This window comes from Myxococcus sp. NMCA1 (assembly GCF_026810205.1).
Classification (GTDB): Bacteria; Myxococcota; Myxococcia; order Myxococcales; family Myxococcaceae; genus Myxococcus; species Myxococcus xanthus_A.
Map to the genome: position 1 here is coordinate 6,479,081 of NZ_CP113950.1, position 21,016 is coordinate 6,500,096.

The window sequence follows — 21,016 nt, forward strand, 5'->3', positions numbered from 1 at the left end:
GGATGAAGGCAATGTGGGGTGCCACCCTGCTGGCGGTGGTGGCGGGCTGTTCGGGGCAGAAGGCCGCCCCACCGGCCCCTCCGCCCCGCGAGGTGGAAGTCGTGACGCTCACCCCGCGCGAGGTGCGCGAAACGGGGGAGTACCTGGGCTCGCTGATGTCGCGGCAGAACGTCAGCGTGCTGCCCCAGGTCGCGGGCTACGTGCGCAAGATTCACGTGCGTCCCGGTGAGAAGGTGGAGGCCGGCGCGGCGCTCATCGAGGTGGACTCGCGCGAAGGCACCGCCGCGCTCGACAGCGCGCAGGCGCAGCTCAGCTCCACCCAGGTGAGCCTGGAGCTGGCGCGCCGCACGCTGGAGCGCACCGAGGCGCTCTACAAGGAAGGGCTCGCGAGCGCGCAGGAGCTGGAGCAGGGCCGCGCGCAGGTGGAGGCGGCCCAGGCCGCGGCGCGTTCTTCCGCCGCGCAGGTGACGCAGCGCCAGGTGCAGCTCCAGTACCACGTGGTGCGCGCGCCCTTCGCAGGCACGATGGGCGACGTGCTGGTGCGGCTGGGTGACTACGTGGGCATGACGACGCCGCTCACCAGCGTGGCGCAGGCGGACGTGCTCGAGGTGAGCGTGTCGGTGCCGTCGCCGCGCGCCCGGTCGATGAAGCCCGACACCGCGCTCGAAATCCTCGACGGCACGGGCAAGGTGCTGCTCACCAGCAACGTCTTCTACATCGCGCCCCAGGCGGACCCGCGTACCCAGTTGGTGGAGGTGAAGGCCGCCTTCCGCAACACCGTGGGCCTGCGGCCCAGCGAGCTGGTGCGCGCGCGGCTCGTGTACTCGGCCCGGGATGCGCTGCAGATTCCCGCGCTCGCCATCGTGCGGCAGAGCGGTCAGCCCTTCGCGCTGGTGGTCCTGGCGAAGGACGGGAAGACGGTGGTGGAGCGCCGCCCCATCACGCTCGGCGCGCTGGGCGAGATGGCCTACGTGGTGGAGAGCGGGCTCCAGTCGGGCGACCAAGTCGCCGTGTCCTCGCTGCAAGCGCTGCGGGATGGCATGGCGGTGAAACCCAAGCAGGCCAACGCCCCCAACGCCCCCACTGACAGCGGCCCGCCCCGGGCCTCTGGCAATGGTGGCGGCACTGTCGGCGGGAGCCGCTGAACGAAGGGCCGGATAAAGCACCATGTTCGTCGATTTCTTCATCCGTAGGCCCGTCTTCGCCATCGTCTGCTCCATCCTGCTGACGCTGGTGGGCCTGATTGCCATCCCCACGCTGCCCATCTCCCAGTACCCGGACCTGGCGCCGCCACAAGTCACCGTGACGAGCACCTACGTGGGTGCGAGCGCCGAGGTGGTGGAGAGCGCCGTCACCATCCCGCTGGAGCAGGAGCTCAACGGCGTGGAGGGCATGCGCTACATCACCTCCACCAGCAGCAACGACGGCACCAGCCAGATCACCATCACCTTCGAGGCCACGCGCGACATCGAGGTGGCCGCCGTCGACGTGCAGAACCGCGTCAGCCGCGCCGCGGCGCGCCTGCCCTCGCAGGTGAACCAGACGGGCATCGTCGTCAACAAGGCCTCCAGCCAGATGCTGCTGACGGTGGGCCTGTTCAGCGAGGACAACCGCTACGACGCCAAGTTCCTCAGCAACTACGCCGACGTGAGCCTGAAGGACGCCATCAAGCGCGTGCCCGGCGTGGGTGACGTCCGCATCTTCGGCGAGCGCAAGTTCTCCATGCGCCTGTGGCTGGACCCCACGGAACTGGCGCGCCGCAAGCTCACGCCCCAGGACGTGACGCGCGCGCTCCAGGAGCAGAACCTCCAGGTGGCCGCGGGTCAGATTGGCCAGCCGCCGTCCACCGATGACCAGCCCTACCAGATCGCGGTGCGAGCCCGGGGCCGGCTGGTGGAGCCGGCGGAGTTCGGCGACATCGTCCTGATGCGGAACACGGATGGCACGAGCATCCGGGTGAAGGACGTGGGCCGCGTGGAGCTGGGCGCGGAGAACTACGGCACCGTCCTGCGCTTCAACGGCAAGACGGGCGTGGGCCTGGGCATCTTCCAGCTGCCCACCGCCAACGCGCTGGACGTGCGCGACGGCGTGTACGCGGAGCTCGAGCGGCTGTCGAAGCAGTTCCCGCCCGGCATGCAGTTCCAGACGGGCACCGACACCACCCTGGCCGTCCGCGCCTCCATCAACGAGGTCATCAAGACGCTGGTGGAAGCCATCGTCCTCGTCATCCTCGTCATCTTCCTGTTCCTGCACGGCTGGCGCAGCGTGCTCATCACCGCCTTCACCCTCCCCGTCTCGCTCATCGGCACCTTCGCCTTCGTCCACCTGATGGGCTTCTCCATCAACACCCTCACCCTCTTCGGCCTCACGCTGGCCACGGGCCTGGTGGTGGACGACGCCATCGTCGTCATCGAGAACATCGAGCGGTTGATGGTGGAGCGGCGCCTGTCCCCCGTGCAGGCCGCGCGCGAGGGCATGAAGGAGGTGACCGGCGCGGTCATCGCCATCTCCATCGTGCTGGTGGCGGTGTTCGTCCCGGTGGCGCTCTTCCCGGGCACCACCGGCGCCATCTACCGGCAGTTCGCGCTGACCATCGCCGCCTCCGTGGCGCTGTCCACCTTCTGCGCCCTCACCCTCACCCCGGCGCTCAGCGCGAAGATGCTGAGGCACCACGAGGGACCGAAGTGGGTCTTCTTCCGCTGGGTGGACAAGGTGCTGGACGGCACGAAGGCCGTCTACGGGCGGAGCCTGCGCAAGTTGCTGAAGTATCCGGTCCTGGTCCTGCTCGCCTTCCTGGCGTGCATCGGCGGCACGGCGCTGCTGTTCCGCGCCGCGCCCACGGGCTTCATCCCCGACGAGGACCAGGGCTACCTCATCATCTCCATTCAGGGCCCCGAGGGCATGTCGCTCGCCCAGACGGAGAAGGTGCTGGCAGAGGCGGAGGCGATTCTGCAGGCGCAGCCCGAGGTGCGCGCCATGTTCGCCATCGGCGGCTTCTCCATGCAAGGCAGCGGCCCCAACATGGCCACCATCTTCTCGTCGCTGAGCCCCTGGGAGGAGCGCAAGGGCAAGGGCCAGTCGGTGGCCGCGCTGGTGGAGCGGCTGCGCGGCCCGCTGAGCGGCATCGGCGGCGCGCGCGTGCTGCCCTTCCAGCCGCCCGCCATCCGAGGCGTCGGCAGCGTGGGCGGCTTCCAGTACATCGTCGAGGACGTCGACGGCACCAGCTCGCTGGATGACCTGGCCGCGGCCACGCAAATGCTGGTGGCGAAGGCCAACGAGCAGGGCCAACTGCGCGGCGCCTTCAGCACCTTCAACGCGGACACGCCGCTGCTCGACGTGGAGGTGGACCGGCAGAAGGCGAAGGCGCTCGGCGTGCCGATTGAGCAGGTGTTCGGCACCATGCAGGTCTACATGGGCAGCCAGTACGTCAACGACTTCAACTACGCCAACCGCACCTACCGCGTGTACGTCCAGGCGGAGCAGCAGTTCCGCGACAGCCCGTCGGACATCGGCGCCTTCTACGTGCGCAGCGACACCGGGGACATGATTCCGCTGGAGTCGCTGGTGAAGGTGGAGCCCACCGTGTCCGCCCAGGTCATCCGCCACTACAACCTGTTCCGCTCGGCGGAGATCAACGGGCAGCCGGCGCCGGACGTGTCTTCCGGCCAGGCGCTGGAGGCCATGGAAGCGCTGGCCGCGCAGTACCTGCCCCAGGGCATGAGCGCGGAGTGGACGGGCATCAGCCTGGAGCAGAAGGAGAGCGGCGGTCAGACGGCCATCATCTTCGCGCTGGGTCTGCTCTTCGTCTTCCTGGTGCTCGCGGCGCAGTACGAGAGCTTCAGCCTGCCGCTGGTCATCATCTTCTCCGTGCCCCTGGCCATCATGGGCGCGCTGGGGTTGCAGCTGGCGCGCGGGTTCGCCAACGACGTGTTCTGCCAGGTGGGACTGGTGATGCTGGTCGGCCTGGCCAGCAAGAACGCCATCCTCATCGTGGAGTTCGCCGAGCAGCTCCGGGAGGGCGGGAAGAGTGCCGTCGACGCGGTGGTGGAGGCAGCGGAAGTCCGCCTGCGCCCCATCCTGATGACGTCCATCGCCTTCCTCCTGGGCGTGGTGCCGCTGATGACGGCCTCTGGCGCCGGCGCGGCGTCCCGCAACTCGCTGGGGACGGCGGTGTTTGGCGGCATGCTGGTGTCCACGGTGGTGAACTTCGTGTTCATCCCCGGGCTCTACGTGCTGATGCAGAAGCTTCGCGGCGATGCGAAGCGGGCCACGGATGAGGACGAAGCGGTGCCCACGCCCGCCGCGTCCCACTAAAATCCGCGACAAGCCTGAACGAACTACGGCCCGGCTCCTCACATGAGGGGCCGGGCCTTGTGCTGTCTGGCCTGTCAGCGATTAGAACGGAATGCCGTTTCCGCCGCAGCCGCAGATGTAGCGGCTGGTCTGGATGTACTCGGTGCACGTCTGGCCCACCGGGTTGGAGCAAACGCGGTACTGGTTACGGGCCTGGTACTGCGTACCCCTCGTGTACCACTCACAGTCGCCCGGCCGCTCGGGATTGCAGACGCGCTGCTTGCACGTGAGGTCGTCGGGGTCGCAGGCCGAGATGGCACCGCAATCCACGACAGCCGACCAGCCCGTACACGCGCCGTACCCGGCGGCGACACAGGCGCCTTCGGGCGTGGTACCGCACGCCGTCTGCAGCGCCTGCAGCATCTCCGCGTCCGGCACCGGAATCGAAGACTGGAGCTTCTCCAGCTCCTCCGGCGAGAGCGTGGACGCCTGCGCGCCCTCATCGACGGACGACTCCTCCAGCGGCCCGCAAGCCGTCATCAGCGCCATCACCACGGCACCCACCAGCGCCTTCAGCTTCATCATGGTTCTCCTCTGACGTCTCCCACCGATGGGAGACATTCTGGCCTGCGCCCACAAGGAATCGCAGGCTCGCCTCGCCATACGTAAGGAATGAGGAAACCTGGTTCAACAAACGCAAATCCGAGACAAGACAACCGCACCCAACGCGGCACCGCATCGGCACGTCTCATCCACACAGGACATTTACAAGGTCACCACAGAGCCACCATCCTCTGCAGGCTCCTTGAAGCCGCGCTCCCGAAACGCATTGGGCGACCAATCTCCGACATCCTTTCTATTTTCCAGGCCGCCGCAAGGCGCCCCCTCATTGGCAGACAATTCCACCCGTTTCAGACAGCCCATTGGCGCGCGAACCCGATAGGGTTCAAACGACTCCAGCGCCAACAGCGCCCCTCGTCCTTCCGGTCCAGGAAGCGGCGCGCACGGGGGCAACATCCACGAGTCTCCGTGCGTCAAAGACGGTTATCGGGGAAGCCCCTGGAGTACGCTGAGACCCACTGGAGGTAGCCCCTCCCCCTCGGCGGCCCCCGAGCAGGCGCCTGCGCCCCCTGGAGACGAGACTTGCGGTTGGACGGCCCGCCACGTAGCGAGGAATGCCCGTGAAGCTCTCCCTCGCGACACGCATCTTCCTGGGCTACGCCGTGGTGCTCGGCACCTTCGGGCTGGTGTCCCTGTTCAGCGTGACGGAGCTCCACCGCAACCGGCTGGAAATCCGGCTCGTGAGCCAGGGCTACCTCCAGCTCTCCCAGGACGCCGCGGAACTGGAGACATTCCACGCCACCCAGGAGAAGGACACCGAGCGCCTGATTCAAGAGGGCAACGTCGAAATCCGCCGCGCGTTCATCCGCCTGGCCCGGACCTACAACTCGCCCCTCATGACCCAGCGGCTCGCCGCCGCCCAGGCCAAGGCGCACGAGGTGCTGGCCTCCGCCCCCGACAGCGAGGGGCCCTTCATCCGGGGCCTGGAGGACCGCTTCGGCGAGCTCCAGGCCCGCTACCGCGACTACGGCCGCGCCGCCGAGGCCGTCTTCACCGCCCTGGCCACGGAGAATCCGGACCGGGAACAGGTCGCCGTCGCCACCGCCACACTGCGGCAAGAGGAGAACTCCATCGGCCGCGAGATTCGCGTGCTGCGCGCTGCCCTGTCCAACCGCATCCGCGAACGCGTGGATGGCGCCGAGGAGCGCGAGCGCACCACCGGCCTCTTCATCATCGGCTTCTCCGTGGCCGCCATCGCCGTGGGCGTGGGCGCCACCGCCTGGTCCGCCCGCACGCTGCGCCCCATGCGCAACCTCATCCGAGGCGTGTCCCGCATCGGCCGCGGTGACTACAACGCCCAGCTCGGCGTGCGCGGCGACGACGAGGTGGCCGTCCTGGCCCGGGAGTTCGACCAGATGGCCCGCTCGCTCCAGGCGCGCGAGGCCCAGCTCAAGGCCCAGGCCGAGGCCCTCATGCGCGCGGAGCAACTGGCCGCCGTGGGCCGCATCTCCGCGCAAATCGTCCATGAGGTGCGCAACCCCCTGTCCTCCATTGGCCTCAACGTGGAGTTGCTCCAGGACGGCTTGGAAACCGCCCGCTTCGCCACCCCCGAGGACGCGGCCGAGGTGAAGGACCTCATCGCCGCCGTCACCCAGGAAGTGGACCGCCTGGCGGACGTCACCGAGCAGTACCTGCGCATGGCCCGCCCGCCCCGGCCCGACCTGGACCCCCGCGACGTCACCGCGGTGTTGGACACCGTGCTCGACTTCACCCGCGAGGAGCTGGAGCGCGCCGGCGTGGACGTGGTGCGCGACTTCGCCCTGGATACCCCGCACGTGCTCGCCGACGAGGGCCAGCTGCGGCAGGTCTTCCTCAACCTGCTGCGCAACAGCCGCGAGGCCATGCCGTCAGGCGGCCGCCTCACCATCATCACCCGTCCGGCGGAGGACGCCGTGGAGGTCACGGTGCGCGATACCGGACAAGGCATCACGGAGGATGTCCGACAGCACCTCTTCGAGCCCTTCTTCACCACCAAGGAGGGGGGCACCGGCCTGGGACTGGCCGTCAGTCAGCAAATCCTCCAGGCGCACGGTGGCTCGCTCTCCTGCCAGAGTATTCCCGGCCAGGGGACGGCCTTCGTGTTAAGGCTTCCTCGCGCATGAGCTTCACTACGTACCGGGACGTGCTGCCCTCGGGGCTGCGCGTCGTCACTGTCGAGACGCCCCACCTCCACACCGCCCTGCTCGCCGTCTACGTGCGGACGGGCAGCCGTCACGAGACGCTCGTCAGCAATGGCGTCAGTCACTACCTGGAGCACCTCTTCTTCCGCGGCAGCGAAGGCTGGCCGGACACGGTGAAGATGAACGCGGCCGTGGAGGAGGTCGGCGGAAACCTCAACGGCGTCACCACCCGGGACCACGGGTACTACTACACGCCCATCCACCCCGCGCACCTGCGCGTGGGCCTGGACATCATCGGCGACATGCTCACCCGCCCCCGCCTCACCGACATGGAGGTGGAGCGGCAGATCATCCTCGAGGAGATGCTCGACGAGGTGGACGAGAAGGGCCGGGACATCGACCTGGACAACCTGTCCAAGCACCTGCTCTTCCCCGGTCACCCGCTGGCCCTGAAGATTGCCGGCACGCGTGAGTCCGTCACCAGCCTGACGCACCCGCAGATCCTGGAGCACTTCGCCCAGCACTACGTCGCGGGGAACATCGTCGTCACCGCCGCCGGCCGGGTGAAGCACTCGGAAGTCCTGGAGATGACCGAGCGAGCCTTCGCCCGCCTCCCGCGCGGCCCGTCCAGCGTCGAGGCGCCGCCGCCCCTCACTCCGGCCGGCCCGCGCCTGCACTTCGTCAGCCATGACGAGTCGCAGACGGAGTTCCGCCTCAACTTCCGCGGCGTCCCCGAACAGCACGAGGACTACCCCGCGCTGCAGATCATCCGCCGCGTGTTGGATGACGGCCTGTCCTCGCGGCTGCCGTACGAAATCGTGGAGAAGCGCGGCCTGGCGTACTCCGTGAGCGCGTCGCTGGACGCGTACCACGACGCGGGGCTCCTCGAGATTGAGGCCGCCAGCGCTCCGGAGAGGGCCGCGACGGTCATCACCGAGGCCTTCCGCGTGCTGTCCACGCTCTGTGAGAACGAGGTGGGCGAAGAGGAACTGGCGCGCGCCAAGCGCCGGCACCGCATGCTGCTGGAGTTCTCCCAGGACTCGCCGGGCGAGCTGGCCGGCTGGTTCGGCGGCACGGAGCTGTTCCGCACGCCGGAGTCGTTTGGCCACCGCGCCGACCTGGTGGACTCGCAGTCCGCCGCGCGCGTGCGCGAGGTGGCCCGGCGCTACTTCAACCGGGAGAACCTCACGGTGGTTGCGGTGGGCCAGCGCAAGGGCCTCAAGGCCCTGGAGCGCGTGGTGGCGGACGCCCCCGGCCTTCCCGGGCCGGAGGCCGCGCCGCTGGCGGTGGTCAGCGGCGGCCGCGGATGATGACCGGGCCCGAGGACTTCTTCTTGGGCTTCGGCAGCAGCGCGTTCAGCGTCTTCTGGGTGCGGAGGTAGTCCGGGTTCTCCGGCTCCCGCTTCAGGGCCTCGTCGATGAGCTTGAGGCCCTGCGTCACCTTCGTCTGCATCCGCGCATAGAGGGCGGCGAGCTGGGCCTTCTCCTCGAAGGTGGCCTCGCTCATGCTGAGCAGCAGCTCCAGCGACGACTCCGCGTCCGTGATGCGGTCCGCATTCAGGTGGATGCGCCACATCCGGGCGTGAACGGGCGCGAAGCGGGGCTCCGCGGACAGCGCGAAGCGGTAGGCCTCCTCCGCGCCGCGCCGGTCCCCTTGCTCCTCCAGGGAGCGCCCGCGCACGTACTGCGCCCGGGCCAGCCGGGGGTTGAGCTGGAGCGCCTGGTCCACCAGGGCCTGCGCATCCGCGCGGCGGCCCTGCACCCGCACCGTCTCCGCCAGCCACGCCAGCGCATCGGCGTTCTGCGGCTGCGCCTCCACCAGATTGCGCAGGGCCTCCTCCGCGTCCGCGGCCCGGCCCAGGGCCAGCAGCACCCGTGCGCGCAGCGTCACCACCTCCGGCCGCTCCGCGTCAGCTCCCTTCACGGCGTTCAGGTCGGACTCGGCCAGGTCCGGGAAGCCGCTGACCAGGAAGTAGCGCGCGCGCAGCAGCCGCGCGGAGGCCAGCGCCGGGTCCTGGTTGAGGAGCCGGTCCATGAGGTTGGCGGCCAGGAGCTCGTCGCCCTTGAGCCAGAGCACCTCGGCCTCGACGGACTTGGCCTCGGCGTCGTCTGGGTTCTCCCGCAGGATGTTCTCCAGCGTCTTGAAGGCGGCATCAATCATGCCTTCGCGCGCCTGGATCCGGGCCAGCCGCAGCACGTCCGCGTCCGGCAGGTTGCCCGCATCCCGCATGGAGATGAGCGCCGCGAGCGCGTCCTTGGTGAGGCCCTGCTGGAGGTAGATGTCGGCCAGCTGGCGCTGGATGGTGGGGTCCGAGCCCGGCGACATGGAGGCGGCCTGCTTCAAGGCCAGGATGGCGGCGCCCTCATTGCCCGCCATGCGGTGGGCCTGCGCCATGAGCAGGTGCGGCTCCGGACTGTCAGGCGCCGCGGTGGCGGCCCTGCTCAGTGCGGCAAGCGCGGCGTTGGCCTGTCCACTGGACAGGTGGCTGCGGGCTTCAGTCAATGCTGCCTGGGCCCGCTTGGCCTGGTTCTCCGCGGCGGCAACTTCCGGCTCTTTGCAAGCAAGCAGCGGAAGGAGCGCCAGGGTCCACGGTCTGATTCGAAAAAGACGGTGCATCGCTGAGGCGCAGGGTACCGGATGTTATCCTCCTTCGTCGATGGACCCATTCGTTCGGCGCCTCGTGGAGAGGCTCCATGACCCCAGCAAGCCGCTGTCGCGCAACCGGCACTTCCACACGTTCGAGACCCCCGAGGGGCGAGCGGCGCTGAAGGTGGTCCGGCGGCTGCGCAGCCTCCAGAAGGACATCCTCGCGTGCCACGCGGAGGGGTTCCGCGCGCGAATCTTCCGCCACGCGACTGGGAAGGGCGAACACCGCATCGAGCTCCTCATGGAGCGCCTCTCCGGCCGCCGCGTCTCCATGCTCCAGTCCGACGAATTCGAGCTGCTCACCGCGCTGCCCGGCGTGCGTGACGCGCTGGAAGTGTTCGACGAAGCGGCATAGGCTCCTCGCCATGGATTCCTGTCGGCACCTGGCCCCCGTGTCCCTGCGTCGCCTGCGCGGCTGAGCGCGGCAGCAAGCGGACTGCTCCGCGCTGTTCGGACGCCGCTGCACTGCGTCCGTTCCAGGCGATGTGTGCCCTGGTAGGGCCTCCCCGGTCTCTTTGCTGCCTTCGTGCCCGCTTTCCGCGTCGCGGAAGGCCCGGGCGCGATGTGCCGCGCTCCTGTTCCTGAGCCACGGCCTCGCCTGGCGTGCGCCCCGTGCGTGACGAACCTCCGTCATGCGTGTGCGGCTTCCACGCGCGTGCGGGCTGCCGGGCGCTACCTGGCCCGTGGAACGGCTACTCCGGAGGTCCACGCCGGGGCGGCGGCGCGTTCTTCATCCGTTCGTATTCCTCGTCCGTGAAGACGCGGCTGCGGGTGAGGAAGCGCACGCCCAGCGGGGACTCCAGGCTGAAGCCCGCGCCCCGCCCCTTCACCACGTCCAGGGTGAGGTGCGTGTGCTGCCAGTACTCGAACTGCGCGCCGCCGATGTAGACGGGGCAGCCCTCCACCTCGCCCAGGAAGACGTCTCGCTGGCCCACGCGGAAGTCCCCCACGGGGTAGCACATGGGCGCGCTGCCATCGCAGCAGCCGCCCGACTGATGGAACATCAAGGGCCCGTGCGTGGCGCGGAGCTGGCGGATGACGGCGGCGGCCTCGGGCGTCACGTCCACCCGGGCCACCGCCGTGACGCCGTCCTGTCCGCCCGTGCCAGGGCCGGCACCGGCGCCACTCATCAGAAGAAGCCCATGGCCTTGGGGCTGTAGCTGACCAGCAGGTTCTTCGTCTGCTGGTAGTGGTCCAGCATCTTCCGGTGATTCTCACGCCCGATGCCGGACTGCTTGTAGCCGCCGAACGCCGCGTGCGCGGGGTAGATGTGGTAGCAGTTGGTCCACACGCGGCCCGCCTCGATGGCGCGCCCCGCGCGGTAGGCGGTGTTCCCGTCACGCGTCCACACGCCGGCGCCCAGGCCGTACAGCGTGTCGTTGGCCTGGCGGATGGCGTCGTCGAAGTCCTTGAAGGTCGCCACGCTCACCACGGGGCCGAAAATCTCCTCCTGGAAGACGCGCATGCGGTTGTGGCCCTGGAACACGGTGGGCGCCACGTAGTAGCCCTCCTTCAGGTCGCCGGACAGCGCCACGCGCTCGCCGCCGATGAGGACCTTGGCGCCCTCCTTCTTGCCGATGTCGATGTAGCTGAGGATCTTCTCCAGCTGGTCGTTGGACGCCTGGGCGCCGACCATGGTGTCGGTGTCCAGCGGGTTGCCCGGCTTCACCTTGCGGACGCGGTCGAGCGCCTTCTCCATGAACTGGCTGTAGATGCGCTCGCTGATGAGGGAGCGCGACGGGCAGGTGCAGACCTCGCCCTGGTTGAGCGCGAACATGGCGAAGCCTTCCAACGACTTGTCGAAGAAGTCGTCGTCCCGCGCCATCACATCCTCGAAGAAGATGTTGGGGCTCTTGCCGCCCAGCTCCAGCGTGACGGGGATGAGGTTCTCACTGGCGTACTGCATGATGAGCCGGCCCGTGCTCGTCTCGCCGGTGAAGGCCACCTTCGCGATGCGCGGGCTGCTGGCCAGCGGCTTGCCCGCCTCGACGCCGAAGCCGTTGACGACGTTGAGCACACCTTCGGGCAGCAGGTCCTGGATGAGCTCGGTCCACAGAAGGATGCTGGAGGGCGTCTGCTCCGCGGGCTTGAGGACCACGCAGTTGCCCGCCGCCAGCGCCGGGGCCAGCTTCCAGGCCGCCATCAGGAGCGGGAAGTTCCAGGGGATGATTTGCCCCACGACGCCCAGCGGCTCGTGGAAGTGGTAGGCGACGGTGTCGTGGTCCAGCTCGCTCACCCCGCCTTCCTGCGCGCGGATACACCCGGCGAAATAACGGAAGTGGTCGATGGCCAGCGGGATGTCCGCGGCCAGCGTCTCACGCACGGGCTTGCCGTTGTCCCACGTCTCGGCGACCGCGAGCATCTCCAGGTTCTGCTCCATCCGGTCGGCGATCTTGTTGAGGATGTTCGCTCGGACGGTCGGCGAGGTGCGGCCCCAGGAGAGCCGGGCCGCGTGGGCCGCATCCAGTGCCTTCTCGATGTCCTCGGCCGTGGAGCGGGCCACTTCACAGAAGGGCTTGCCCGTCACGGGGCTGATGTTCTCGAAGTACTGACCACGCGTGGGTTCGACCCAGCGCCCGCCAATGAAGTTCTGGTAGCGGGGCTTGAACTGCACCTTGGAGCCGGGCTGATTGGGGGCGGCGTAGATCACTGCGCTCTCCTTGGGTGGTTTGGTGAACGGGACACCCCAGAGCAGCGCGCGTGCCAGGGCCCGCGTCCGTCGACGTTGCGGCGCGTCGTGTCCCGCTCTGCGACACCTGTCCGGACACGCATGGCGCGGAGCGCGACAGGTGCGTCGCGCGATGGACACCGTCTTCCAGTGAACGTTCAGGCGCGCGAGGGCAGCGTGATGCCGAAGCGCTCCGCCATCCGGTAGAGCGTGCTCCGTGCGATGCCCAGACGCCGGGCAGCCTGCGCCACGTTGCCGCCACTGAGTGCCAGTGCTTCCTGGATGGCGCGGGCCTCCAGCTCGCGCAGCGGGCCGGCGGCGGCACCCGCGCTCGGTTGACGCGGCGCATTGGAAGCAAGCGGCACTGCGGGCTGTGGTTCTACCTGGGCCCCGGGCGAGGGCGGGCTTCCCAGGCCTGACGGCAGGGCGGCCACGTCCAACACGGGGGCGCCTCCCGCGCGAACCAGCGCCAACCGCAGCACTGTCTTCAGCTCGCGCACGTTGCCGGGCCAGTGGTGGGCTGCGAGTCGGGTGAGCGCGGCGGCGGAGATGCTCGGCGAGGCCAGGCCCTCTTCTTCCGACAACCGCCGGAGGAGTGCATGGGCCAGTTCCGGCAGGTCGGTGCGCTCGCGCAGCGGTGGCAGCCGCAGCACCGCGCCCTGGAGGCGGAAATAGAGGTCGGAGCGGAACGTGCCGTTGCGCACGGCCTCGTCCAGGTCCCTGCAGGTGGCGCCCACCAGGCGGAAGCGCGAGCGTCGCACGCGGGGCTCACCCACTCGCGAATAGGAACCGTCCTCCAGCACCCGTAGCAGCAATACCTGGAGCGCGGGCGGCATCTCCGCCAACTCATCGAGGAAGAGCGTCCCGCCGTCCGCCGCCGCCAGCTTTCCCTCCGCGCCTCCGACACGCGCGCCAGTGAAGGCGCCGGGCGCGTGGCCGAACAGCTCGCTCTCCAGCAACGCGGGCGACAGCGCGCCGCAGTTCACCGCCACGAAGGGCCCCGTGGCGACCGTGCTGGCCGCGTGCAGTGCGCGAGCGAGGAGCTCCTTGCCCGTGCCCGTCTCCGACAGCAGGAGCACCGGCAAGCTCGTGGGCGCGAACCGCTCCGCTTCTCGCAACGTGGCGCGGTGCTGCGGGTCGTTCCCCTTGAGCGCCTCCCACGGTCCAGGTGGCACTACCGTATCCGCTTGCCACAGGTCCCGAGACAGCGCTCGCGGCGCACGGCCCACGGAGGAAGGTTCCGCCACAGCCGGGCGCGAATCCGCGCGCCCAGGGGTCATGCCCACGGACTCACCACCGGACAGCGACGCCTCTCGCGGTGCATGCAGGGACCGGACACCAAAAGACTCCAGCCGCACCAGCACCGCGAGCGCCGAGCTCCCATCCCCCGTCCCCACCGCCTCCGCATGGATGCGCCAGGCCGGCCCCTGTAAAGAAAGACGCGTCTCCAGCGCCACACCTCGCAACGCGGCGTCCGTCAGCACCCGCCACGAGACTCCGAGCGCGGCCTCCACCGCCATCGGCCCCTGCCCACCGAGCAACGTGCGCGCGGCCGCATTGCAGCGGCTCACCCGCCCCATCGGCTCGACGACGAGCACCGGACCATCCTCACGCGACAGGCGCGACTCCAACCCACCCCGCGCAGCCGCGGCCACCCGGGCCCAGGCGACCTCGCGCAGCCGCGCCTCGGCGGCGTGGGCCACGCTGGCCACCGCCACCAGCACCAGCGGATCCGCCGCGCCAGCCGGCCCCGTGACGTCCAGCACGGCCACCAGCTCCCCAAAGGGGTCATGGACCGGCGCCGCGTAGCAGACCAACCCATGGTGCCGCTGCGCGTAGTGCGCCGGCCCCACCACTGCGACGGCGGAGGATTCCGCCAGGGCAGTGCCAATGGCATTCGTCCCGCGAGACGTCTCATCCCAGCAGGCCCCCTCCACCAGGCGCACATAGTCCGCGTGGTTGGTGAAGTCCCCGCCCGAGCTGCGCGTCGCCAGGATGACGCCCTCACGGTCCGCGAGCAGCGCCACCCGACCCGAAGGAAGGGGCGCCGCCGACAACATCTCCAGCATGCCGCCCAACTCCTGCCACACCGGCTCCAGCCGGGCGCGGCGCTCGACGAGCGCCAGGCTGCCCACGCTGGGACCTTCGTCCGGCTGCCCGGTGCTCGGGGCGCCCAGCGACCGTGAGCGCTGCCACCGGGGGAGGATGGAGCGCAACTCCGGGCGCAACCCCGCCTCCCCGTCGAGCGCACCCACGAGGAACTGCTCCCACAGGAGCGGTGATGCGCTGAGCGTCAGCGTCCCCAAGGAATTTGAATCTTGGTTGAATCCCGATGGGGACAACAACCTGGGAACGCCGCAATGTTTCTGTCCCAACCTGACGCGGCGCATCATGGAACTCGGGTCGCCCCCACCCCACCTTCGAAGTCCAGGGCTGGGACCTCGCCTGACACGTCATTGACGCGTCAGCCGGCGGCGCGACACGGCGCTGACACGTCAACGGCCCGCGTCCGGACCCAACCCACTTCACAGGTCCCTCTCACACACCTCTGAGGTCCCCCCCGCGACAAACGTGGCGCGTTGCGTGCAAAACACTCCGCGTCTCAAGTATGGCGGACGCCCACGTGCGCTTTTCCGGCGACACGTTGAGGGGGAGGAACTCTTGTCTTCACATCCGTATCACCCATGGCTTGGAGGTCTGGCCGTCCTCTGGGCGGTCACGGCCCAGGCCCAGGCGCAGCGCATCCCCGGCATCGAGCTGGAGCGGCTGCAACTCAATCCCGGTGCACGCGACAGCCTGGTGCTGTCCACCGGCGACCTCATGTCCCGCGGCGAGTACCGCCTCGGCTTCACCGGACACTATGAGAAGGAGCCCTTGGTGCTCGTCTCCGGTGGAGAGCAGCAAGGCGTCATCGTCTCCAACCGCGTGACGGTCCACCTCAGTGGTGCCTATGCCATCACCGACTGGCTGGAGCTCGGCGCGCAGGTGCCCATCGTGTCCCAGTGGGGACCGGACACCGCGGCGCTGGGCGTCGCCACGCCGTCCACGAGCGCGCTTGGCACGCCGTGGCTCCAGGCGCGCGCGGGAATCCTCTCCGAGCAGCGCGGCGGGCTGATGGATTTGGGCCTGCACCTCGGCGCGGCCCTGCCCATTGGCAGCACGGAGACGCTCACCCGGGACCAGGGCTTCGTCTTCTCGCCTCGGCTCGGCCTGGGCAAGCAGTTGGGCGGCACGTGGCGCGTGGGCGCCGACCTAGGCGCGTTGGTGCGGACCAAGACGTATGCGCTGTCCCCCAACACGCAGCCGTACCTCGACGAGCTGGGCACGGAGCTGAACGGCGGCGTCAACCTGTCCGCCGGCCTGCTCGGCTTCCGCCAGGAGCTGGTGGTGCGCGGCACCCTGCCCGTCGCGAACGCGCCGGAGTCGATGGAGGTGCTGCTGGGCGTGCGCGTTCCCATGCCCGCGGGCACGGAAGTCTACGCCATGGGTGGCCCTGGCTTCGGCAGCACGCCGGGCACGCCGTCGTTCCGCGTGCTCGCCGGCCTCACCTTCGGCACCCCCGCCTCCACGCCCAACGCATGTGTGGAGGGTCAGCCCCATGACCCCGCCCGCTGTCCGGACTTCGACCTGGACGGTGACGGAATCAAGAACGCCGCCGACCGCTGCCCCACCGTCGAGGGCCTGTCGGAGCTGAATGGCTGCCCGGACGGGGACGACGACGGCGACGGCCTGCCCAACCTGGCGGACCGCTGCCCGAAGGAGGCGGAGAACTTCAACGGCTTCGAGGACCAGGACGGCTGCCCGGATGACCCGGACACCGATGGGGACGGAATCTCCGACTCCAAGGACCAGTGCCCGGACCAGGCCGAGGACAAGGATGGCTTCCAGGACGAGGACGGCTGCCCCGACCCGGACAACGACAACGACGGCGTGCTCGACACCGCCGACCGCTGCCCCAACGAGGCCGGCCCCAAGGAGAACCGCGGCTGCCCCGACCAGGACCGCGACGGCGACGGCATCGTCGACCGGCTCGACAACTGCCCCACCGAGCCCGGCCCGGCGAAGAACCACGGCTGCAAGGAAAAGCAGCTCGCGCAGATTGGAGAGAATCGCATCCAGCTGCTCGAGGCCGTCTACTTCGAGAACAACAAGGACGTCATCATCGCGCGCAGCAACAAGCTGCTCGACACGGTGGCCAACATCCTCAACGCCCACCCGGAAGTGGAGAAGGTGCGCGTCGAGGGCCACACCGACAACCGCGGCAACCCTGACTACAACCTGGACCTGTCCCAGCGCCGCGCCGACGCCGTCGTGCACTACCTGGTGAGCAAGGGCGTGGCCCGGGAGCGCCTGGAGTCCAAGGGCTTCGGTCCCACCCAGCCCATCGCGGACAACAACACCACCCAGGGCCGCGCGAAGAACCGCCGCGTGGAGTTCAAGATCGTCGGCGACGCAGAGGGCGTGCAGACGCAGCAGGGCGAGCCCTCTCCCGACACCCACTGAGAACCGAGGCAGACATCCCCATGAAAACGCGTGTCCTCTTCAAGACGGCGGCGCTCTGTCTCGCGCTGCTCTCATCCCTGACCGGCTGTGATTCGGGCGGTGCCCGGACAGCCGCGGCCCCCACCGAGCCCGTGCTCGTGAGCCGGTCCGCCTCCCTCGTCGGAGACGGCCAGCTCGAGCCCGGCGAGGAATGTGACGACGGCAACACCACCAGCGGCGACGGGTGTTCCGCCACCGGCACCATCGAAGCAGGCTACCTGTGCCACGTGCCCGGGCGTCCCTGCTCGCTGGCGAGCCTGTGCGGCAACAGCGTCGTCGACTCCGGCGAGGCGTGTGACAGCAACGTCCCCGGCTCCGACTGCACGGCGACCTGTGACCTGTCCCTGTGCGGCAACGGCGTGTTCGACAACCGCGCCCACCCGTCCTACGCGCAGGAAGTCTGCGACGACGGCAACCGCTTCGAGGGCGACGGCTGCAGCCGCCTGTGCGAAGTGGAGCCTGGCTTCGCCTGCGCCGGCAGCCCCAGCCGCTGCGTGCGCGCGGGCGTGACGGTCTTCAACACCGGCGTGGATGAGAACAACCGCCGGCTGGAGGTCGGCCCGGATCCGCACTGGTTCTACTCGGGCACCAACACGGGCGCGGCCACCGGTCCACGGACCGCCAACGACTGGCCTCAGGAAATCCAGACGGCCCGCTTCATGGCGGCGCCCCTGGGAGCGCCCGTCTGCGTGTACCAGGACTTCATGGTGCCCTCGACGACCAACGTCTCGCAGTTCCGCCTGCGGCTGGCCACGTTCAACGACAACCAGTTCGACAGCGCGCGCGTCAACGGGCAGCTCTTCACGCCCACCGTCGTCAACGAGCCGGCGGGCCAGCCCTGGCAGAAGAACATCTTCCGCGAGTTCGGCACCAACGCTCCGTGGCGCGCGGGCCTCAACCGCATCGAGCTGTGCAACGAGAACGAAGCCACCGAGCCCAACGCCTTCCGCTACCTGTTCGTGGACGCGTACGACGACCGCTGCGGCGACGGCGCCGTGTCCCTGCGCGAGGAGTGCGACGACGGCAACGCCACCAACGGTGACGGCTGCTCCGCCACCTGCGGCATCGAGGCGGGCTACGGCTGCACCGGCCAGCCCAGCACCTGCGCCCAGACGTGTGGCAACGGCACGCTGAACCCGGGCGAGCAGTGCGACGACGGCAACTCCACGGCGGGCGACGGCTGCAACGCGAGCTGCCGCGTGGAGTCCGGCTATGCCTGCCCCACCCCGGGCCAGTCCTGCGTGATGACGTGCGGCAACGGCGCCATCGACCCGGGCGAGCAGTGCGATGACGGCAATGCCTACGACTCGGACGGTTGCTCCTCGGCGTGCCGCATCGAGCGCGGCTATGAGTGCCAGGGCGCTCCGTCCACCTGCGCGCCCCTGTGCGGCAACGGCCGGATGGACGCGGGTGAGCTGTGCGACGACGGCAACACCACCCTGGGTGATGGCTGCTCCAACGCCTGCACCCTGGAGCTGGGCTACGCCTGCCCCGCCCCGGGCCAGGCCTGCGTGCTCACCTGCGGCAACGGCAACGTGGACCCAGGCGAGCAGTGCGACGACGGTGACCTGGAGCCGGGGGACGGCTGCAGCACCGAGTGCCGCGTGGAGGATGGCTACGCGTGCAGCACGCCCGCGAACGGCCCGTCCGTCTGTGTCGAGAGCTGCGGCAACGGCGTCCTGGACGCGAACGAGACGTGTGACGACGGCAACACCACGGCGGGCGACGGCTGCTCGACGGGCTGCCGCGTGGAGAATGGCTATACGTGCAGCGGCGCGCCCAGTACCTGCGCCACCATCTGCGGCGACGGCATCCGTGCGGGCTCGGAGACGTGCGATGACGGCAACACCACGGCAGGCGACGGCTGCAACGCCACCTGCTCGGTGGAGCCGGGCTGGAGCTGCCCTGGCGCTGGCAACCAGTGCTTCTTCACCTGCGGCAACGGCACGATGGACAGCGGCGAGGCGTGCGACGACGGCAACACCACGGCGGGCGACGGCTGCAACGCGAGCTGCCGCGTGGAGAATGGCTATACGTGCAGCGGCGCGCCCAGCACCTGCGCCACCACCTGTGGCGACGACGTCCGCGCCGGCAGCGAGGTGTGTGACGACGGCAACCTCAACAACGGCGACGGCTGCTCCTCGCGCTGCCTCCTGGAGGACGGCCAGCCCTGCAACGCGTCTGGCGTCTGCGAGAGCGGCATCTGCAACCCCGACACCAACACCTGCATCAGCCCCAACACCTGCGGCAACGGCATCCTCGACGAAGGGGAGCTGTGCGACGACGGCAACACCACGGTGGGCGACGGCTGCTCGGCCACCTGCGCCATCGAGGACGGGTTCGGCTGCACCGGCATCCCGTCGGTGTGCGCGGTGACGTGTGGTGACGGCATCAAGGCGGACAGCGAGGCCTGCGATGACGGCAACACCGCCAACGGGGACGGATGCTCGGCCACGTGCACCGTGGAGAGCGGCGCCGCGTGCCAGACGGCGGACGTGAGCGTGTTCATCACCCGCCAGGGCAACGCGAACTGCACGCAGGTGTCGGACATCGACGCCCCCGTGCTGCCCAACGCGGCCATCCAGGCCGAACTGGGCGTGCCGGGCCGCTACCGCATCCGGTACGTGTCCGGCGCCGTGAGCTACTCGGGTGGCGCCAACTGGTACCCCGGCGTCATTGGCGTCAGCGCCAACGCGGGCACGCAGGTGCAGGGCTTCTCGCTGGGCTACACGCCCCGCGGCGGTCCGGGCTCGGCCACGCGCGCCGAGGCCATGCCGCTGGGCTTCCCCCTGTCCCGCGACTTCACGGCGGCCACGGGTGACGTGCGCATCGCGCTGGTCGACACCGACTGCGACCTGGCCAACAACTCCGACACGGCGGTGACCTACCGCGTGGACGCGCTGTCCATCTGCCAGACGGCCCCTGTCGTCACGTCCCCGACGCCGGGCGGCACCGCCGGCGAGGAGCTGGAGGGCACCGCCACGCCGGGCGCCACCGTGGACGTGTACCTGGACGGCAACCCCGCGCCGGTGTGCACCGTCATCGCCGACGCGGAGGGGAACTGGAGCTGCACGCTGCCGGATGACCTGGAGGAAGGGCCGCACACGGCCGTCGTCACCTCCACCTTCCCGGGCGCTCCGCAGACGTCCACGTCGGTGGAGTTCATCGTGGACTACTCGCCGCCGGCGCCTCCGGTCATCACCGGCCCCACGCCGGGCGCGGTGCTGGACACGCAGACGCCCGTGCTGAGCGGCACGGCGACGCCGGGCGACGAGGTGACGGTGTACGAGGGCGGCACCGTCCTCTGCACCACCACGGCCGACGCGGCGGGGAACTGGAGCTGCACGCCCACCACGCCCATGGCTGAAGGCCCGCACACGGTGACGGCCACCGCCACGCCTCCGGGTGGCAGCCCCGGCCCCACCTCCACGCCCGTCACCTTCACCATCACCCTGACCACGACGGAGCCGCCGGTCATCACCGGGCCCGCCGACGGCGCGGTGCTCAACACGTCGACGCCGCCCCTGAGCGGCACGTCGGCCCCGGGCACGGTGGTGACGGTGTACGAGGGCGACACGGTGCTCTGCACCACCACCACCAACGACGTGGGCGCGTGGAGCTGCACGCCGACCCAGCCGCTGGAGGATGGCCCGCACACGGTGACGGCCACCGCCACCGACAGCGAGGGCCGCACCAGCGAGCCCTCCGCGCCCAGCGAGTTCATCATCGACACCCAGGAGCCCGACACGTACCTGCCGCGCACGCCTCCCTCGCGCGGCGGCAACCGGACGGCGACCTTCGAGTACGACGCCTCCGAGGAGGGCGTCACCTACGAGTGCAGCTTGAACGGGGGCCCCTTCGAGCCCTGCCGGGACAGCTATGACGTGGGCGAGGGTCAGCACACCCTGCGCGTGCGGGCCACGGACCGCGCGGGCAACGTGGACAGCACCCCCGCGGCGTACTCGTGGACGGTGGAGCTCACCCGGGCCTTCGCCGGTGGCGGCTGCAGCACGGCGCCCGCCGCGTCCTGGCTGGCGCTCCTGGGCCTGCTCGGCCTCCGCCGGAGGAAGCGCGGCTAAGGGCTGACCGCTACACCTTTCCGCCGGGAGGTCCACAACCCCCTTAG

12 protein-coding genes are annotated in these 21,016 nt (G+C 69.7%); 7 read left to right on the plus strand and 5 right to left on the minus strand.

Annotation, left to right across the window (positions count from 1 at the left end):
* Window positions 1-2 precede the first annotated feature (2 nt).
* Window positions 3-1,145 (plus strand): efflux RND transporter periplasmic adaptor subunit, encoded by a 1,143-nt coding sequence (locus OZ403_RS26580; RefSeq protein WP_237077426.1) that lies wholly within the window; start codon window positions 3-5, stop codon window positions 1,143-1,145.
* Between the two features lie 22 nt (window positions 1,146-1,167).
* Window positions 1,168-4,314: an efflux RND transporter permease subunit gene (locus tag OZ403_RS26585; protein ID WP_268782093.1), complete on the plus strand. Its 3,147-nt coding sequence runs from the start codon at window positions 1,168-1,170 to the stop codon at window positions 4,312-4,314.
* 81 nt (window positions 4,315-4,395) lie between these two features.
* Here the strand turns inward: OZ403_RS26585 and OZ403_RS26590 are convergent, their stop codons facing one another.
* Window positions 4,396-4,878 carry a hypothetical protein gene (locus OZ403_RS26590; RefSeq protein WP_268782094.1) on the minus strand — a complete coding sequence of 161 codons (483 nt, stop codon included), beginning with the start codon at window positions 4,876-4,878 and terminating at the stop codon, window positions 4,396-4,398.
* Between the two features lie 590 nt (window positions 4,879-5,468).
* Between OZ403_RS26590 and OZ403_RS26595 the strand changes: the two genes are divergently transcribed.
* On the plus strand, window positions 5,469-7,016 hold the full coding sequence (locus tag OZ403_RS26595) for a sensor histidine kinase (RefSeq protein ID WP_268782095.1): 1,548 nt from the start codon (window positions 5,469-5,471) through the stop codon (window positions 7,014-7,016).
* Window positions 7,013-8,344 carry a M16 family metallopeptidase gene (locus OZ403_RS26600; protein WP_140794165.1) on the plus strand — a complete coding sequence of 444 codons (1,332 nt, stop codon included), beginning with the start codon at window positions 7,013-7,015 and terminating at the stop codon, window positions 8,342-8,344. The genes OZ403_RS26595 and OZ403_RS26600 overlap by 4 nt, the downstream gene beginning before the upstream one ends.
* On the opposite strand, the gene OZ403_RS26605 is transcribed toward OZ403_RS26600, so the two are convergent.
* Window positions 8,325-9,650 (minus strand): tetratricopeptide repeat protein, encoded by a 1,326-nt coding sequence (locus tag OZ403_RS26605; protein WP_140794167.1) that lies wholly within the window; start codon window positions 9,648-9,650, stop codon window positions 8,325-8,327. The genes OZ403_RS26600 and OZ403_RS26605 overlap by 20 nt on opposite strands.
* A 40-nt stretch (window positions 9,651-9,690) precedes the next feature.
* Between OZ403_RS26605 and OZ403_RS26610 the strand changes: the two genes are divergently transcribed.
* Entirely contained in the window at window positions 9,691-10,035 is a 345-nt protein-coding gene (locus OZ403_RS26610) for a hypothetical protein (RefSeq protein ID WP_011555013.1), read from the plus strand.
* Window positions 10,036-10,372: 337 nt separating this feature from the next.
* Here the strand turns inward: OZ403_RS26610 and OZ403_RS26615 are convergent, their stop codons facing one another.
* The 3 genes from OZ403_RS26615 to OZ403_RS26625 form a co-directional block, all read right to left on the minus strand.
* Complete coding sequence (locus OZ403_RS26615; RefSeq protein ID WP_140856088.1) at window positions 10,373-10,810, minus strand: DUF779 domain-containing protein; 438 nt, start codon at window positions 10,808-10,810, stop codon at window positions 10,373-10,375.
* Window positions 10,810-12,330, minus strand: a complete 1,521-nt coding sequence (gene adh / locus OZ403_RS26620; RefSeq protein WP_140856090.1) for an aldehyde dehydrogenase — start codon at window positions 12,328-12,330, stop codon at window positions 10,810-10,812. The genes OZ403_RS26615 and adh overlap by 1 nt, the downstream gene beginning before the upstream one ends.
* A gap of 176 nt (window positions 12,331-12,506) precedes the next feature.
* Window positions 12,507-14,654, minus strand: coding sequence for a sigma-54-dependent Fis family transcriptional regulator (locus tag OZ403_RS26625; RefSeq protein ID WP_268782096.1), 2,148 nt, complete (start codon window positions 14,652-14,654; stop codon window positions 12,507-12,509).
* Between the two features lie 355 nt (window positions 14,655-15,009).
* On the opposite strand from OZ403_RS26625, the gene OZ403_RS26630 reads away from it, so the two are divergent.
* Window positions 15,010-16,851 (plus strand): OmpA family protein, encoded by a 1,842-nt coding sequence (locus OZ403_RS26630; protein WP_268782097.1) that lies wholly within the window; start codon window positions 15,010-15,012, stop codon window positions 16,849-16,851.
* Between the two features lie 20 nt (window positions 16,852-16,871).
* Window positions 16,872-20,969, plus strand: coding sequence for a DUF4215 domain-containing protein (locus OZ403_RS26635; protein ID WP_268782098.1), 4,098 nt, complete (start codon window positions 16,872-16,874; stop codon window positions 20,967-20,969).
* The last annotated feature ends 47 nt before the right edge of the window (window positions 20,970-21,016 follow it).